We start from the raw sequence: 16,970 nt of genomic DNA on the forward strand, positions 1-16,970 counted from the left end.
GTCAATAAAATACGCATGGACGATGCTGTGGCGCTGGCTACCCTTTCCGCATGAGCCACCGACACGACGCCCGAGTTCTCGTTACGCGACGCGGTTTCCTGCGCTCGGCGGTCGCGGGGTCCGCCGCCGCGCTGGGCCTTGGGGCTTTCGGCCTCGGGTGCGCGGCCGAGCCATCGCCCACCCCGACGTTCGACGGTTCGCCGCGGCCTGCGGACGGAGGCGGCCTGCGTGCCGACCTTGTGCGCGGGAGGTCGGATGGGGCCGCCACCGGGGACGCGAAGGGGGGCGATGGCCCGCGTCGCGACCTCTCCCCCACCTGCGGCGAGCTGACGGAGCCGAATATCGAGGGCCCGTTCTTCAAGGTCGGCTCGCCCGAGCGGGGTGACCTGCGCGAGCCGGGGATGGCCGGCGTCCGGCTCGAGGTGGCGGGGCGAGTCCTCGGCCGGGACTGTCGGCCGGTCGCGGGGGCGCTCCTCGATTTCTGGCACGCGAATCAGGACGGTGCCTACGACAACGTCGGCTTCAGGCTGCGGGGCCACCAACGCACGGACGCGAGCGGCCGTTACCTGCTGCAGACCATCGTGCCAGGTCACTACCTGAACGGCGCGACCTACCGCCCGGCGCACGTCCACGTGAAGGTGGGGGGCGCGGGGTTCATGGTGCTCACCACGCAGCTCTACTTCCCGGGGGACCCGTACAACGCGGGGGACCCCTTCATCCGGCCGTCGCTCATCATGCCCGTCACCGACGTGGGGGGGATGAAGCGCGCGACCTTCGACTTTGTTCTGGCGCGAGCGAGCCGCTGACGGGTCGCCCGCCGGAGGGCGGGCGCGGGAGGAGGGAGTGTGCCCGACCGACGTCCTCGACCGCCGGTCGGGCCCCAGAGGCCCCTACATGGGCATGAGCATTCCCATCAGCTCGTCCTTCTCGAGGAACCAGCGCGCGAGGTCGGGCGGAAGCAGGTGCTGCTCGATGATCGTCTCGCCCGGGTCGATCCCTGTGACTTCGGTGATCGCCATCTGGTAGCTCATGAAGAGCTCGTTACGCTCCTTGGCGCCCCACGCCGGGCTCTCCTTCTCCACGGCCATGAAGGCCATCGCCGCGGCCTGTCGCGTGCCGTGCGGGTACTTGTAGACGGGCAGCTTGACCTTCACGGTGCGCGGCTCGCCCTCCTCGCCGGCCACCATGACCTCGCCGTTCAGGTAGACCAGCTTGCCCATCGAGTCGACCGACTGGGAGAGGAGCGTCTCCTCGACGCGCTTCTTCATGTAGGCCGCTAGCTCGAAGCTCTGCGGACCGTCGGCGAGCTTGCCCATTAGCGGGTTCATCCAACCCCACTCCATGTAGGCCAGGTCGATCCAGTTGGGCAGGTTGGAGAGAATCGTCATCTCCTCCTCGGCCGCCTGGGTCTCCATGAGGCGGAAGAACTTGCGCGCGTGCTGCTTGATCAGCTCCTTCTCCGCGCCGGAGAAGTGCACCGTCTGCCCCTCATAACCCGGGAAGGTGGTGTAGCGGTTCACGAGCGCGTCGAACTTGGCGATCGCGGTCTTGGCGTAGTCCTTGGGCAGGATGCTGAGCACCTTCTCGAAGCCGCCCGCGGCGTCATATTCCCGCCGCGCGTAGTCGAGCTCGGCGCGCTGCACCTTCGCCGCGTTGAGGGCGGAGACCGTCGGGAAGCTCCGCTGGATGCGGATGGTCTTCGAGCTCGAAAGCAGCGAGCGGTAGGCCGAGGTGACCGGGTAGGTCAGGCTGTAGAGGAACCACTTCGGGTTCGGCTGGTCCTCGGCGAGCGGGAACTCATCGCAGCCCTTGCAGGGGGCCTTGTCCCAGACGTACCACTCGAAGAGGATGTTCGGGAGGTTCTCGAGCAGCTTCTTCTTGTGCGAGGTCGCGAACTCGATCACCGAGCGGCCAGCGTCGAAGGCGTCGCAGTCGTGGTAGTAGCCGTAGTGCGAGTCGGTGCAGAAGGGCGGGATCTCACGCGGGTCGTAGGTCTCCCCATCGTAGAGGATGCTCATGGCCTTGACGTCGTAGGGCAACGCGGCTTCCTTGCGCGCGATGAGGTGCCCGATCAGCGCCGACTGCGGCGTGTCGTGGTAATCCATCACGGAGCTCGAGGGAATGACGTCGGTCGCGAGCATCTTGCCGTTCAGGTACTCCTCGAAGCGCTTCTCCGCGTCGTCGGCCGAGATGTTCGTGCCGATCGATCCGGCGAAGTTGTGCCGCAGCCCGAGGGTGTGACCCACCTCGTGCGCCACCACCTCGCGCACGAGATCCTGGGCCACGCGCAGGATCTGCGCGTCCGAGGCCGTACGCAGATTGATGCGCTTGAGGAAGGAGCGCAGGCGGCGCTTCACGTCCATCTTGCACAGGTGTTCCGTAGAGAGCTTCTTGAGCCCGAGGCGAGCGTGCTTCTTGCCTTTCTGCTTCTTTGCCAGCCGCGCCAGGCGGTCGGTCTCCTCGGTCTCGAGACGACGCAGGAGGTCCCGCGCCTGGTCCGCCGAGTAGACCGCCCAGAAGCTCGGCATGAAGATCTGCGCGTGCATCACCTGGCCCGTGCGGGGGTCCATCTGCGCGTCGGCGAAGGCGTAGCCGGCCGTCTTGTCCTCGACCCACTGGATCACGTTGTAGTCGTGGTCCGGCGCCGTGACACCCTTGGGCGCGTCGATGACCTGGATCTGCGTACCGCTGCCCCAGACCTTGTTCCAGTAGTTCACGCCGTCCCGCACCGCCTCCTTGAAGGCGGCCGGGGTGTTCGAGGACATCGCGTAGACAATCGGCTTGTTCTTGTTGAACTTGGTGTAGAAGGAATCGATCGTCGAGCGCTCGGCGTTGACCAGCGGCTGCACCTCGAAGAAGCCGAAGCGGTCGAAGTTCCACTTCGACTCCATGGGCCGGAAGGTCGGGTCGGGCCGGTAGGCCGAGAGGTAGTAAACGATCTCGTAAGAAGTGCCGCCCCAGTCGTCGCTCAGGTTGGCGATCTGATTCACCACCAGCGCTTCTCGATCGGTCAGGCGAGCCTTCTTGACGTAGGACTCACCGAGGGGGATGGGCATCTTGTCCGTCCACCAGCCGAAGTCCGAGGCCCACCACTCGTCGCCATAGAGGATGGCCTTCATCCCCTGGTTGAAGTCGAAGGTGATCGCTTCGTCCGTCTCCTTCAGGATCTTGAAGGAGGCGAGGATCAGCTCGGGCTTCCAGGCGTCGTCGGCCACGAAGTTGTAGTCCTTCGAGGATTCGAAGAGGAAGAGCTTGCCGTCGAGCTTCTTGAAGAAGACCACGCGGCTCTTGATGCCCCAGAAGTCGGGGTCCCAGAACTGCATCGTGATGTTGGCCTGGAGCAGGAGGTCCTTCTCCAACGCGGCCTTCTTGATCGCGATGAGCTTCTTGTCGGGCCCTTCGAGCGAAAAGGTATTTTCGATCTGCGGGTCGATCGTGGCCCGGCCACGCTCGAGCCCCTCGTCCTGCGCCTGCGAGCCGCAGCCCGCGAGCAGCAGCAGCGCGGCGGCAAATCCGCGCCAGCCGCTCCGCGTCATTCCGTTTCTCGTCGACATGATCACACCTCTATGCACGGGTCAGCCGCAGCTGGCCCCGAAATGGGTTGTTAGCGCGGCCCCGGGCCCGTCACGACAGTCGCGGGGATGCTGAAGACCTCGGACGACTTCCAGTACGAGAAGTCCTCCGCGTCCTCGGCAAGCCCACCGACCACGAGCAGTTTCTCCCCGTCGCCGAGCAGGGTCGCCGCAAACGCCGTGCGGCCCACGCTCATCGGGGCCCCCATCGACCAGGCGTTCTTCGCCACGTCGAAGACGTGCACGGCCTTGGCGCCGATGGAGAAGGAGGGCAAGCTCCCGAGCTCCTCGGCGGACGCCCCACCCATGGCCATCACGCGGCCGCCCTTGAGCACCGCGAGCTCGAGCGACGGATAGGTGTGGCCCTCGGGCCCGTCCACCGCGGCCCAGGAATCCGACCGCGCGTCGTAGATCTCCGCGCCCGAGGCGCCATCGCGGACGCCCTCGGTGCTGAGCGTCTCACCACCGAAGACGAACACCCGTCCATCTGGAAGGGCCACGGTCTTGTGGAAGACCCGCGGCGTCTTGAGCGAGGCGACGCTCATCCACTCGTTCGTCGTCGGATCGTAGATCTCCGCCTTTCCTGTCGGCGTGCCGGACTCCGTGATCGCGCCACCCACCACGAGCACGCGCCCGTCGGCTAGCACCGTCGCGGTGTGCCCGTAGCGCGCGGTGGCGAGGGGAGCCGCGCTCGACCAGGCGCCCACCCCGCCACGCGGGTCGTAGACCTCGGCCGAGGCGAGCGGCTTGCCGCGGCGGTAGGTGCCCATCGCGGCCCCGCCCATCACCACCACACGTCCGTCGGAGAGACGGGTCGCCGTGTGGTAAGAGCGCGCCACGCTGAGCGCCCCCGCGGCCGCCCAGCGCTGCTCGGCGGGCTGGTAGCGCTCCGCGTTCTTCACGTAGCCGGAGATGTTCTCGCCGCCCACGGCGAGCACCGAGCCGTCGGCGAGCGCGGTCAGGGTGTGATGCGCGCGAGCCGTGGCGAGGAACTGCTTCGCCGCGGTCCAGGTCTTGGCGGTGGGATCGTAGAGAGCGGCCTTCTTGCTGTAGTAGGGCCAGTCGATGGCGTTGCTGCCACCGGCGGCCAGCACGCGGCCGTCTTCGAGGCGGGCCACGGCGAGGTCGCTCACCGGCTCGACGTAGTCGCCCACGGCGTCCCAGGCGCCCGTGGTCTGCGCCGCCGGCGCCGGAGCGCAGCGGAGGAGCCACGAGTGCATCCAGCCCTCTTGCACCTGGGTCTTACCCGCTAGCGTGAAGAGCACCGGCCGCCAGACGGAGACGGCGTCCTTCTTCGGGTTGCCCTCGACGGTCACCTCACCCGTGAACTGCCGCAGCACGCTGAAGTTCGTGCTTGGCCCCTTGCGGACGTTGGCCGTCTTGATCGTCTGGTACGGTCCGGTGGGACAGGCGCTGAGGTCCTCGACGTACATCCCTCGGACCCCCGCCTCGTCCTCCGGCGAGCTCCCGCACCCCGCCGGAAAGACGGTGCACGGTGCCGCCAGCACGAGCCAGCGCAGCAACGACTTCATAGTTGACATGGCGCATCTCCTTCCATAGCCCGCTCATGCCCCGGCCCCGCCGCGGCACCAACAAGCGACCAAGCCACCCAACGGGCGCTCGCCTCACGGTTTCGACTTGGTCCCCGAGATACACGTCTCGCGTGACTCATTCGCGCGGCGTCTCGACGCGGAGCCCAAATCGACCAAATTCATGTCTCGCGACGCGCCCTGTGCATCTCACAGGCCAAACGACGTGTGGCCCGCGAGCGTTGGAGATGGCGGATCACGTGGACGAAATTGGCGTGTCCGGTCGGGTCACCCAACGACCGCTGTTCCGTGGATGCGGAAGACCATCGACAGGCACCCTCGAAATCGAGGAGCTAGGATCTCCTACCGATTGTGGAGGTCTTCGACGAACGCCTGGCCTTCCGCGCCCAGCCAGGACGTTGACAGCCGGGGCTTCCGTCCCCCATTCTTCCTCCTCCTCTGAATGGGAGTTTCCGTGGCCGGACGCAAGGACAGTGGACGCAAGGCGCCGGATTCGACCAAGAGCGCCATCCTGAGGGCCGCGCGGCAGCACTTCGCGCGGCGCGGCTATCACGCCACCTCCATCCGCGACATCGCCGGGGAGGTGGGGATCGACGTGAAGACGCTCTACTACCACTGGCAATCGAAGCAGACGCTCTTCGAGGCGGCGCTGGCCGACGTGCAGCGGTCGTTCGAGGAGTCGCTGCGGCAGTGGTTCGCGGAGACGTCGGAGCTCGGCCTGCGCGAGAGCGTCTTCGGCCTGCTCGACCGCCTGGTCCCCTTCCTCCTCGCGGAGGAGGCGGCCGTCGCGCGCATCACCCTCTTCTCGATGGTGGACTTCGGTATCGACGGCGCCGTCTGGGACGTGCACTACATGCCGACCTTCATCAACACGCTGCGCAAGTTCGTGCAGAAGCGCACGGGGATCAAGAGTCTGCCGAAGGACTTCGACCTGCTCGTGATCAACGTGATGAGCCTCATGACCACGCTCAGCTCGATGCGCGACTTCCAGGCCAAGCTGCACGTCGTGGCCCCCGATTCGCCGGCCTTCGTGGAGCTCATGCGGCAGTCGGCGCGTATGGCCGTCGAGCCCTACCTCTCTCTCCTCGAGCCGCGCACGCCGCAGTAGCGTCCGTTCAATCGACCGAGACGGTGACCGGGGCGCTCTTGCGTCCGTCGGGGAGCTGCGCCTGCACGCGGTGACGTCCGCTCTCGAGGCGCCAGCGCGCGCTGAAGGGGAAGGGGGCGCGCGCGACCGGACGGCCATCCACGAGCCAGGTGACCTCTCTCGCGGCGCCGTCGACGGTCGCCTCGAGCGGGAGGCTCTGGTAACGCCGGTCCAGGTCCGGGTCGAGGAAGTACCGGTCGCCCTCGACGGGGAACCGGATGCGCACCGTGGCGGCTCCTGCGGGAGCGGGGCAGTCGGGCGAGAAGAGCTCGGGCGGCACCGGGAGTCCTCGGGCGCTGGCCCACGCGCGGTAGGCCGGGGGGAAGACCAGCATCGGCCGCTCCTCGACCTGCGCGGGGGGGCAGGCCGGGCCGGCGCGCAGGCCGTTGCGGCGGTCGAGGCGCACGCGCTGGTGCATGGTGCAGCGGGACGTGGGCTCCGTGCCGGCGACGAAGTGCTCTTCGATGGACCCCGCGCACTCCGGGCCGGCCAGCGCGCCCGAGAGGGGACAGACCTGCGCGTGCCGCAGCCCGTCGGGGGCGGGGAAGGTCTCGGGTCGCTCGAGCTCGCGCATCGCGGCGGTCATGACCTCGGCGAAGAGCGGCCCGGCGCCGGTGATCCCCGAGACGGTCTGCATGCTCGTGCCGTCGAAGTTCCCCACCCAGACGCCGACGGTGACGCGGCCCGTGTAGCCCACGGTCCAGTTGTCGCGGAAGTCCTTCGAGGTGCCCGTCTTGACGGCCACCGCGAAGGGGAGGGCGAGCGGCGTCTCGCGGCCGAAGGCCGGCAGGCGCGCGTGGGCGTCGGCGAGGATGTGCGAGACGAGGTACGCCACGCGGCGATCGAAGAGCTGACGGCTCGGCGTGGGGCCGGAGGTGCGCCACGCCCCCCCGGGGCTGCGCGACGCCGATACGAGGCGCAGGCCGACCGTGCGACCGCCGCGGGCGAGCGCGGCGTAGGCGGCCACGAGCTCCTGCAGGGTCACCTCGCCGTTGCCGAGGGTCAGGCCCAGCCCGTAGTAGCGGGCGGGCCGGGTGAGCGAGCGAAAGCCGGCCGCGCGCAGCCGCTCGAGGAGGCGGTGGACCCCCACGCGCTCGGCCAGCCGCACGGCGGGCACGTTGTACGAGCTCGCGAGCGCCACCCGCAGGCGCACCGGGCCGTGGAAGGTGTCGTCGTAGTTCCGCGGGGCGTAGTCCCCTTCGTCGGTGGCGAAGTGGACGGGGAGGTCCTCGAGGAGCGTGGCGGGGGTGAGCCGCTGCTCGAGCGCGAGAGCGTAGGTGAAGGGCTTGAGCGCCGAGCCCGGCTGACGGAGCGCGAGCGTGCCGTCGTTCTGTCCCCCGTCCTCGACATTGTGGAAGTCCGCGGACCCCACGTGGGCCAGCACCTCGCCGTTCAGGTTGTCCACCACCAGGACCGCCGCGTTCGTGACCCCGCGCCCGCGCAGGCGGTCCACGGTGCGGGCCACGGCGACCTCGGCGAAGCGCTGGAGCTCGAGGTCCAGCGTGGTCCGGAGCGTCTGGGTCCCCTCGGCGGCGTCGGGGAGGCGGAGGACTCGCTCGACGAAGTGCGGGGCCGAGAAGGGGCGGCGCGCCCGGTCGAGCTGGAGCGGCTCGGCGAGGGCGAGGCGCTGCTGCTCGGCGGTGATGCGCCCCTGCGCCCGCATCACGCCGAGGAGGTAGCGTTGCCGTCGGACCAGCCGGGGGAGGCCCTGGCGGAAGGGGTCGTAGCCCGCGGGGCTCCGCGGGAGCGCGGCGAGGAGCGCCGCCTCGGCCAGGCTGACCTGGCTAGCGGGCTTGTCGAAGTAGCGGCGCGCGGCAGCCTCCACGCCGAAGGTGCCGTTGCCGTAGGGGGCGCGGTTCAGGTACTGCCAGAGGATCTCGGGCTTGGACAGGCTGCGCTCGAGGCGCTGGGCCAAAACCAGCTGACGCAGCTTGCGCTTGAGCGACCGACGGGGGAGCGGCTCGTCGGTGAGGCGCACGAGCTGCATGGTGAGCGTGGAGGCCCCCGACGCCAGACGCCCCGCGCGGACGTTCAGCAGGAGAGACCGACCGAGCGCCAGCCAGTCCACGCCGGCGTGGCGGTAGAAGCGCTGGTCCTCGCCCGCCAGCGTGGCCTGCACGAGGTGCGGGGAGATCTGCGCCAGGGGGACCCAGCGCGCCCGCCCGTCCTCGCGGGAGAGCACCTCGCGCAGCACGCGCCCGCGTCGGTCGAGCACCTGCAAGGAGGTCAGGGCGTACGGGTCGAGCGCCCCGGGGGGCAGGCGGAGGTGCGCGGCCCACCCGACGACGCTCGCCGCCGGCGCGCCGACGACGAGCAGCAGCGTCAGGGCCAGGCGCCGCGCGGATCCGCGCGTCACCGCGCCCCTACCGTGAAGGTCGAGGTCCCCGTGCGGCCGAAGACCTCCGGCTCGTACATCTGCTCTGCGTGCGCGGGCGGCGTGACGTACGTCCCGGCCGTGGTCGCGCGCGCGAGATAGACGTAGGTGTAGACGCCGGGCTCGATGCTGTCGGCGAAGAGCTGCACGCGGTCGTCGCGGAGCTCCTGGTGGTAGAAGGGGGTCCACCAGGCGGAGTCCGAGCGGGGCCCGCCGTAGCGGGAGGCGTAGCCGTGGCTCAGGCCGCGGGCCAGGGACTGCGTCGCGTTCATCAGGCGGAAGTTCACCGCCTCGAGGCCCGCGGGGAGCGGGTCCTCCACCGCCACGAAGTGCATCTGTTGCGGGACCACGATCTTGAGGGTCACGCGCACGAGTTCCCCGGCCTTGACCTTGGTGACGGGCTCTCCCTCGGTCTTGTTGCGCAGCCAGGTGAAGCTCGACATGTCCTCGGGGACGCGGTGGTAGGTGCGCGTGACGAAGAACCCCTCGTCCCACGGCTCCTTGGGCAGCACGCTCCGCGCGTAACGCAGGCGCGCGCTGTAATAGAGGCGCCCCTGTCCCTCCTTGACGAAGGCCAGCGTGCCGCTCGCGCCGCCGAGGCGGGCCATCGGCAGCTCGGTCTGCTTCGCGCTGAGAGAACGACCGGAGAAGCGCTGTTCGAGCAGGACCCGCTCGCCGAGCACCACCTTGGCCAGAAAGGCCGGGGCCCCCTTCTCGCGCCGCTGGTAGTAGCTGTGGAGCCCCACGAGCGCGTAGACGGTCTCCTGGGTGTTCCGCCAGCGCCCCTCCTTGCGGGTCTCGAGCAGGTACTGCACGAGCTTGTCGACGAGCGGGTGCTCGGGCTGGTTCGCGAGCAGCGCGTCCAGCACCATGGCGGTGGAGCGCGTGTCGGAGTGGAAGAAGGGGGCGTAGCCGTCGCCCAGGTTCTCCTCCACCTTGGCCACGCGCGCCGTCTGGTGCACCTGGTTCACGAGCTCCTGGGTCAGCGTGGCGATGGCCTTCTGGTCGCTGCGCGCCTTGGCCATCGCCGAGAGGAGCAGCGCCTTGCCGAAGGCGGGGAGCTTGGCGCGGCCCTCGTAGCCGGTGGTGAGGTAGGCCGAGGGCTTCTGCCCGAGCTCCACGAGCACCTGGCTGGCGAAGGCCTTGACGGTGGCGAGCTGCCCCTCGGCCCCCTCGGGGGCGTCCTTGGGGAGCTGGGTGCGGAGCTGCTGGGTGAGGTAGCGCGTCGCGTTGGTCAGGACGCGCGGACTCACCCGGTGCCCGGCGCGCTTGGCCTGCAGGAGCCCCCACGCGGCGTACGCCGAGACCCACGGGTAGCTCTGGTGCGCCGACGGCCAGAAGGAGAAGCCGCCGTCCCAGCGCTGGAGCTGCTCGACCCGGGCGATCAGCTTGCCCACCAGCGGGTCCACCTCGGCGCTCGACTTCAGCCCGTAGGCCAGCGAGAGCTCCTTGAGCAGCACGAGCGGCACCATGCGGCTCACCGTCTGCTCGAGGCACTCGAAGGGGTAGTCCATGAGGTACTCGACCCCACCGCGGAGCCCAACGAGCGCCGACGAAGAGAGCGAGACCTCGAGACCGCCGACGTCCTTGCGGATCCCTCCCGCGGGCACCACGCCCTCGGCCGCGGCGCTGTCGGTCGAGCCGAAGGTCGCGACGGCCTCCACCACCTGCGGGAGCTGCACGGGCCGCTTCAGCTCGACCGCGTCGCGATGGTCGCCGAGGGTGCTCGAGAACCGGAAGACCGCCTCGCCGGGGGAGGTGGCGGTGAAGCGGAAGCGGACCTCGCCCGCGCCCCCCTCCTCGACCGGGACCTGCTGACTCGAGCTGCCGACGAGGCGCGCCCCCCGCACCTGCGTGTCCACGCGCACGGAGCCGCTCTGCCGGGTGTGGTTGTGGACCACCACACCCGCCTCGATCGTGTCGCCCACCCGCAGCAGGCGCGGCAGCGTGGAAAGCATGAGCAGCGGTTTCGCCACCCGCACGGCTCCAGCGGCCGAGCCGAACTCGGAGGTCGCGGTCGCAGCCACGGCCATGATCCGGAAGGTGGTCAGGTTGTCGGGCAGCTTGAAGCGCACCTGCGCGCGTCCGTCGGCCCCGGTCACGACGGAGGGGTTGAAGTAGGGGGTGGAGACGAACTTGCTGCGCACGCCGCCGCGGTCGGCCTCTCCCTCGCCAGCCCCGCCGCCCCCCGCATTGCCCCCCTTCTCGCCGAAGAGGCGCCGGCTGATCAGGCGCAGCCGGCTCTCCGAGGTGCGCACCGACAGCCCGCGGTGGGCGTAGAAGACGTTCATCGGGCTCGGCGTGGCGTAGCCGACGAGGCTCAGCACGCCCTCGTCGGCGGCGATCACGGTGAGCTCGGCGCGGGCCGGCTTACCGCGGTGGTCGCGCACGTCGAGATCCACGGTGACCTCGTCTCCCGGTCGGTACTCGGGCCGTCCGGGCTTGACCGACACCTTCAGCTCCTTGCTCTCCTGGCTCACCACGAGCTTCGCGTAGCCGATGCGGAAGGCGGGCTTGCCCGGGTCGTCGTCCTCCTCAGAGCGCGTGCGTTTCCCCTTCCCCTGGTCGGGGGCGATGCGCCCCCGCACGAGCAGCAGCGAGACGAAGGCGTTCGGCACCAGCTCGGGCGTGATGGGGACCTCGATCCAGGTGGCCGTCTGCTCGATCTTGATCGGGCGGCGCAGGTGAATGCCGTTGCTCTCCACGGTGAAGAGCGCGTGCGCCCCGACGAAGGGGGCCTTGATGAGCACCCGCGCCACCTGGCCGAGCTTGTAGACCTTGCGGTCCGGCAGGAGCTCCACCTTCGACTCGTCCTCGCGCCTCCACGGGACGTAGTCCGGTCCCGTGACGTAGACGCCGAAGGAGGTCTTCAGGGGGTTGCCGCGGCCGTCCTTCCCCTCGAGGCGCAGCACGTAGTAGCCCGCCTTGGGGATGACGAAGTTGCACGGGGCGGGGCGGGCGCCGCTCGTCAGCGCGCACTCGCCGGAGGCGGTCTCCTGCGGGCGCGTGACGAAGTAGTGGGATCCCCCCATCCCCTGCTTGCGCACCGAGTGCCAGGTGCGGAGGAAGAGCGTGCCCTTGATCGCCTTGCCCGAGAGGCGCTTCCCCTGCGGGGTCACGGCCACCACGGTCGTGCGAAGCGTGTCCCCGGCCTTGAGGAAGGTCTCCTCGGGCTTCGCTCCCAGGTAGAACTCTCCCGGGTGGAGCAGGACCGCGGTGCGCGCGGCGCCGGTCTGCCGCGAAAAGTCGGTCACCGTCGTCTCGAGCTCGTAGCTCTCCGGGCCCCGCATGCGGGCGGGCTTGAGCGGGACCGTTCCGGTCAGAGCCCCTTGCTTGTCGAGCTTGCCCTGCCCCTGCGCCACGAAGCCGGCGTCACCGCGTTCTCCCTCCTCCCACCAGGGAACCTCGTCGGAGAAGACGAATCCGGGGTGTCCGGAGGGCGAGTATCCCGCCGGCTGCCGGTCGAGCGTCCACCGATAGCCGACGCCGCGCATCGCCGCGCCGAACAGGTAGCGCCCCGCCCCGTGGAAGGCGAGTGTGTCCCCGCGGGTGTACTCCTTGCGTTCGGCGCTCACCTGGACGCTGAACTCGGCGGGCTTGAACTCTTCCACCTGGAAGCGACCGTAGATCGCGCCGCCGCTCGGGAGCTTGGCCACCACGCTGTAGCTGCCGAGCGGGGCGGCCGAGGGGAGCCTGACCGGCGCGTGGAAGCTGCCGAACTCGGAGAGCTGCACCTTCCCTTCGTGGACCCGCTCGCCGCGCGCGTCGGAGACGACGAGCGTCACGAGGCCCGTGGGGAGGGTGAGGCTCTTCGGCCCCTGGTGCCGGAGGAGCCCCTTGAGCTGCACCGTCTCGCCGGGGCGATAGAGGCCCCGGTCGGAGAAGACGAGCCCGAGCACGGAGGCCTCGCCGGCGTCCCAGGTCCCCTCGTAGCCGAAGGTCCAGGGGCTGACCGTGTCGGACAGCCCCGAGACGACGAAGCTCTCGTCCCCGCCTTTCTCGACGAAGAAGAGGTACGTCAGCTCCTCGCCCTCGGCGCCGAAGGTCTCCGCACCGGGCGCCACGGCGAGACCGTGCCGGTCGGTCTTGCCGGTCCACTTCGGCTTGGCGTCGCCCGGACGCCAGATCGAGACCGCCGCTCCCTCGACGGGCTTGCCCCCCGAGAGGCTCGTGACCCACACGAGCGAGGTGTGCGGCGAGAGCTTCGCCGAGACCCCGAGGTCGGTGATGCGAATGAGCCCGCGCTGGGTGTCCTTCTCCCGGTCGAGCGTGCTGAGGAGCTCGAGCGCCAGCACGCCCCGGCCGCTGCCGCCCACGAGCTGGCCGAGGTCGAGGCGCTGCACGACGCGGGCATTCCGCCGCCCCGTCACGGCCAGGGCCTGCTGCTTCACTCCCGGAAGCTTCGGGAGGAGCGGGTCGGTGCCGTGGAGGAAATCCTCGTTCTTGAGCAGCCCCGCCAGCGCCTCGGCCGAGAGGCGCTTGCTGAGCACCGTCGCGGAGGTCGCGTTGCGGAACGCGACCGGCAGGCGCTTGGGACCGCTCGCCTCGAGGACCCCCGAGGTGACGGGGAGCCGCGCGTAGGGCGAGTAGTCGCCGGTGGTGAAGGTGAAGCGACGGGGGCCCTCGAGCTCCTGGCCGAACTTGTCCTTCACCGGTCCCGCGAGGGTCACGACGTAGCGCCGCCGCGCCGCGAGGCGCTGGTCCATGTACACCGTGCTCGTCTCGTAGTTGCCGTAGGGCTTGCGCGTCGGCTTGCCGTTGACGCGCACCGCCGCATGGAGCTCGACGTGCGGTGCCGGGTTGCTGAACGAGACGCGCAGGCCCGTGTCCGGGGAGCACTCTCCGGTGCACGAGAGGCCCGTTACGATGAACGGCCCGTAGGTGCGGTAGCTCCCGACCCAGGGCCTCTCCATCGGCTCCGGGCCCTCCTCGCCGACGAGGCCCGGCGCCAGGCGCACCTCCACCTGGCTGTCGAGCGGCAGCGCAGTGACCGGTTCGAGCTCGACCCCCTTCGGGTCGGGCGTCTTCAGGTGGTGCGCGCGGCGGGCCCGGACGGCAACGGTGAGCGGCTTCGCTCCCGCGGGGGGTTTGACCACCAGGCTCGCCAGCTGCTCGACCGCGCGCGGCTTGACGGGCTGATTGAAGAAGAGCTCCACCTTCTGATCGGGGCGGGCCCAGCGGTACCCCGCGTACGGGGTGCTGCGGCTCACGACCAGGCGCGGCGTGGTGAAGGTCCAGCGTACGTCCTTGTCGAGTACGCTGCCATCGAGGGCGCGCGCGCCGCGCTTCACGCGCACGCGATAGGTCGTGGAGCCGGCGAGCGGCTGGTCGAGCAGGAGCGTCAGCGCGCGGGAGCCGAGCCAGCGCAGCTTGCCCTCCACGGGGGGCTGGATCTCGAGCGGGTTCACGGCCGCGCGCGCCTCCACCTGGGCCAGCGCCACCATCGGTTTGTTGAAGGTCACGGTGAGCTGCAGGTGCGGGCTCGTGAGCTGCCCCTTGGGCGACGCGTAGACCACCTCGAGGGGGCGGTCCTTGGCGCCGCGGGCTCGCAGCCCTTCCCCCTGTTCGGGGACCTGTAGCGGGGGGCCCTGCACCTTCGGCAGCGGCACCGTGTCGTGACAGCTGAGGAGCGCGAGCAGCACGAACAGCGGGGACAGCCACAGATGCCGAACCATCATGGGGATCCTCCAGCCCTGTGCGGGCTCGTCAGGCGATGCCCGTGTTACGGGTGGCCGCGGAGCTTGTCTCCGCCTGGCCGGTCGGTGCGAGGGATGGTGCCATAGATCTTCGGGGGTGCGGCGGCGTGCTCGAGGGCACGGGCCCTGAGCTGGCGGGTACGGCAGCCTGGGCCGTCGATTCTCGGTGAGCCTCGTCGGGCTCCTCCGGGGCCGCTCCCGGACCCCCTTCCAGGTGACCCGGCAGGCCAATTGAAATAAGCGATTGTAAGCAGTTGGGACGAGCGATGGCCGAGCGCGTCCGCTGCGCATTGACAATTGACGCGTGATGGCATATCTGCGCGGCGGCTGGCTGGTCGGTGCAGACGCCTCGCGCTTCCGTGGCGTGGGCCTTGCACCTCAGGGGCGTCTGGAGCGAGGAACGCATGCGGTCTTTTCCGACGGTCTCCCGGGACGAGGAATTGGGGCTCCTGGCAGCCGTGATCACCGGCGATCACGCGGCCGGCACTAGCTTTTTCCAGCGCTACAACTGCCTGATCGAGATGTGCGTGCGAAAGACCTTCCGCCGGGCCGGCCTCTTCGTCACCGAGGAGGACGTGCGAGACATGGTGGGAGAGATCTGGCTCTCATTATTGGATGACGACAAACGGTGCCTGCGCCGCTTCGAGCCCGACCGGCAGATCCGCGTGGGCACCTGGATCGGCCTGCTGGCGCGCAACAAGACCATCGACCACCTGCGCACCAGCCACGAGCGGACCGTCCCGCTCGACGACGCGCTGGTCGCCGACGAGCGGCCGTTCGTCACCGCCTCTCCTACCGACGAGGTGGAGGCCCGCGAGGCGCAGGTGCTGGCCGAGCGCGCCTTGCAGCTGCTCAAGGCGGAGGAGCGGCGGTTCCTCGAGGCCTGGTACGTCCACGACCGGGACCCGAGCGACATGGCCCACGAGTTCGGCATCGCCGTGGGCACCGTGTACAGCCGCCGCTTCAAGATCCAGGAGAAGCTGGCGCGCACCATCGATCGCATCTCCCGTCCGCGCCGCATCTATCGCGCCCGCGCCCTCGCGGCGTAGCGCGGGTAGCTCGCCGCCGCGCTTCCTGCCCGCGTCCGTGGCCTCTGTTGCGCGCGTGGCCCCTTGACCGGCTCGCCCGGCGCCCACGATACTTTCGCCGCCGCTCCGGCGGTGACCGGCGAGGATGGCGGAACTGGCAGACGCACTGGATTTAGGTTCCAGCGCCGAAAGGCTTAGGGGTTCGAGTCCCCTTCCTCGCACCAGACGACGAACGAACGGAAGGGCTGCGCCGGGCAAGGGGGTGCGGCTCGGAGGAGGCGGTGCGATGCGGAGAATGCGGCTGGGGGTGGTGGTGGGCGCGGCGGCGATCGTGGGTGCGTGCTCGCCGAAGGATCTCTTCGTGGAGGGGGCGGCGGTCAAGGTGGCCGAGAAGATCGCGGCCAAGGTGGGCGGCGAGGTGAAGGCCATGCGCGTCGAGATCGAGCGCCACAAGCTCAGCATTCGCGCGCAGGACTCGGGCGACAAGACCAAGGTGAAGCACTGGGAGTACCGCGAGGGGGCGCTGGCCGAGCCGCGGCCGGTGGTGCTCCTCGGCAAGGGGAAGCTCGACGAGCACCTCTTCCCGCTCAGCAGCGTGGCCTTCGCGGCCGTGCCGGCGATGGTGCGGGAGGCCGGCGAGAAGCTCGGCAAGCCCATCACCTCCATGTTTCTCTCCATCGGCATGTTCCGACGCACGGCGAACGACCCACCGACCTGGATGCTCCTCCCCGAGGGGGGAACGAAGGATGGATGGGTGGGGGCCGACCTGTCGGGCAAGATCACCAGCGTCAACAAGAAGTAGCCCCCGCGGGCCCTGACCTACACAGAAACGCGTTGTTACGTGATCAAACATGGTCGCATGGGCCGCGAGGCGCCCGGCAGGCCAGGAGCGCCGAGCACCGGAGCGGCGCAGCCTGGTGGCGCTGTGAGCACCGGAGCGCAGGCGCGACGCCGCCTGACGGGATGGATCGCGGCCAAGGTGGCCATGTTTAGTTGCAGCCGTAGTAGAAGTCCCAGCCGTCGCGCTGCACGGCCAGGTTGCCGCGCGAGGCGAAGGCCCACTGTCCGCCGCGCGCGACGTAGATGTTGATGAGGTACGCGCCCGCCGGGAAGCGCACGCTCGGGAGCATCTTTCGCGGCGCGAGCACCACGTCCCCGCCGACGCGGCGCCCTTCGAAGAAGATCTCCAGCTTGACGCTCGTCGGGGCAGCGCAGCGGTGGGTCGTGTTCCGCAGCGAGCCGACGAAGGTGCGAACCGGGGCCGGCGTGACGGGCTCGCGCCTCGCGGGGGGGGTGTAGTCGAGCTGCAGGTCGGTCTGGTGGAAGCGGCGCACCTCGATCTTGCGACTCCACTCGGCGCCGTCCTTGGCCGTGACCTTCACCCAGAGGAAGGTGCTGGCCTGCTCGAGCTCGAAGGCGGCCGGCAGCGTCTCCTTGCGGCCGCCCACCTCGGCGGTCGCTCCCTCGGGGCGTTCGATGCGCAGGCTGGTGCCCGACGCCGGGCGGAAGGAGACGGAGTAGCGCCACTCCTGGGCGCTCGCGGAGCTCGGAGCGCAGACGAGCAGCAGCCCGAGGGGAGCCAGGGCGCACGACGTCAATCTCG

9 protein-coding genes and 1 tRNA gene are annotated in these 16,970 nt (G+C 69.8%); 5 read left to right on the forward strand and 5 right to left on the reverse strand.

Annotated features, from left to right (window positions below; genetic code table 11):
- Nucleotides 1-50: 50 nt before the first annotated feature.
- On the forward strand, nt 51-806 hold the full coding sequence (locus tag IT371_13595) for a dioxygenase (protein ID MCC6748689.1): 756 nt from the start codon (nt 51-53) through the stop codon (nt 804-806).
- A gap of 84 nt (nt 807-890) precedes the next feature.
- On the opposite strand, the gene IT371_13600 is transcribed toward IT371_13595, so the two are convergent.
- Nucleotides 891-3,554 carry a zinc-dependent metalloprotease gene (locus IT371_13600; protein ID MCC6748690.1) on the reverse strand — a complete coding sequence of 888 codons (2,664 nt, stop codon included), beginning with the start codon at nt 3,552-3,554 and terminating at the stop codon, nt 891-893.
- A gap of 50 nt (nt 3,555-3,604) precedes the next feature.
- Nucleotides 3,605-5,113, reverse strand: a complete 1,509-nt coding sequence (locus tag IT371_13605; protein ID MCC6748691.1) for a hypothetical protein — start codon at nt 5,111-5,113, stop codon at nt 3,605-3,607.
- Between the two features lie 463 nt (nt 5,114-5,576).
- On the opposite strand from IT371_13605, the gene IT371_13610 reads away from it, so the two are divergent.
- The gene (locus IT371_13610; protein MCC6748692.1) at nt 5,577-6,230 is read left to right on the forward strand and encodes a helix-turn-helix transcriptional regulator; all 654 of its coding nucleotides are present in this window, start codon (nt 5,577-5,579) and stop codon (nt 6,228-6,230) included.
- A gap of 7 nt (nt 6,231-6,237) precedes the next feature.
- On the opposite strand, the gene pbpC is transcribed toward IT371_13610, so the two are convergent.
- Both pbpC and IT371_13620 read right to left on the reverse strand, forming a co-directional pair.
- Nucleotides 6,238-8,625 (reverse strand): penicillin-binding protein 1C, encoded by a 2,388-nt coding sequence (gene pbpC / locus IT371_13615; GenBank protein MCC6748693.1) that lies wholly within the window; start codon nt 8,623-8,625, stop codon nt 6,238-6,240.
- Nucleotides 8,622-14,321, reverse strand: coding sequence for an Ig-like domain-containing protein (locus IT371_13620; protein MCC6748694.1), 5,700 nt, complete (start codon nt 14,319-14,321; stop codon nt 8,622-8,624). Before IT371_13620 ends, pbpC begins: the two co-directional genes overlap by 4 nt.
- Before the next feature lie 422 nt (nt 14,322-14,743).
- Here IT371_13620 and IT371_13625 point away from each other — a divergent pair, with 422 nt between their 5' ends.
- The 3 genes from IT371_13625 (at nt 14,744) to IT371_13635 (ending at nt 16,169) form a co-directional block, all read left to right on the forward strand.
- Nucleotides 14,744-15,388: a sigma-70 family RNA polymerase sigma factor gene (locus IT371_13625; protein ID MCC6748695.1), complete on the forward strand. Its 645-nt coding sequence runs from the start codon at nt 14,744-14,746 to the stop codon at nt 15,386-15,388.
- A gap of 118 nt (nt 15,389-15,506) precedes the next feature.
- A tRNA-Leu gene (locus tag IT371_13630) sits at nt 15,507-15,591 on the forward strand.
- 62 nt (nt 15,592-15,653) lie between these two features.
- A complete protein-coding gene (locus IT371_13635; protein ID MCC6748696.1) occupies nt 15,654-16,169 on the forward strand; it encodes a hypothetical protein in 516 nt (171 codons plus the stop codon).
- Nucleotides 16,170-16,356: 187 nt separating this feature from the next.
- Here the strand turns inward: IT371_13635 and IT371_13640 are convergent, their stop codons facing one another.
- Nucleotides 16,357-16,965, reverse strand: a complete 609-nt coding sequence (locus IT371_13640) for a hypothetical protein (protein ID MCC6748697.1) — start codon at nt 16,963-16,965, stop codon at nt 16,357-16,359.
- Between the last annotated feature and the right edge of the window lie 5 nt (nt 16,966-16,970).

The sequence above is a fragment of the Deltaproteobacteria bacterium genome (assembly GCA_020848905.1).
Lineage (GTDB): Bacteria > Myxococcota_A > Polyangia.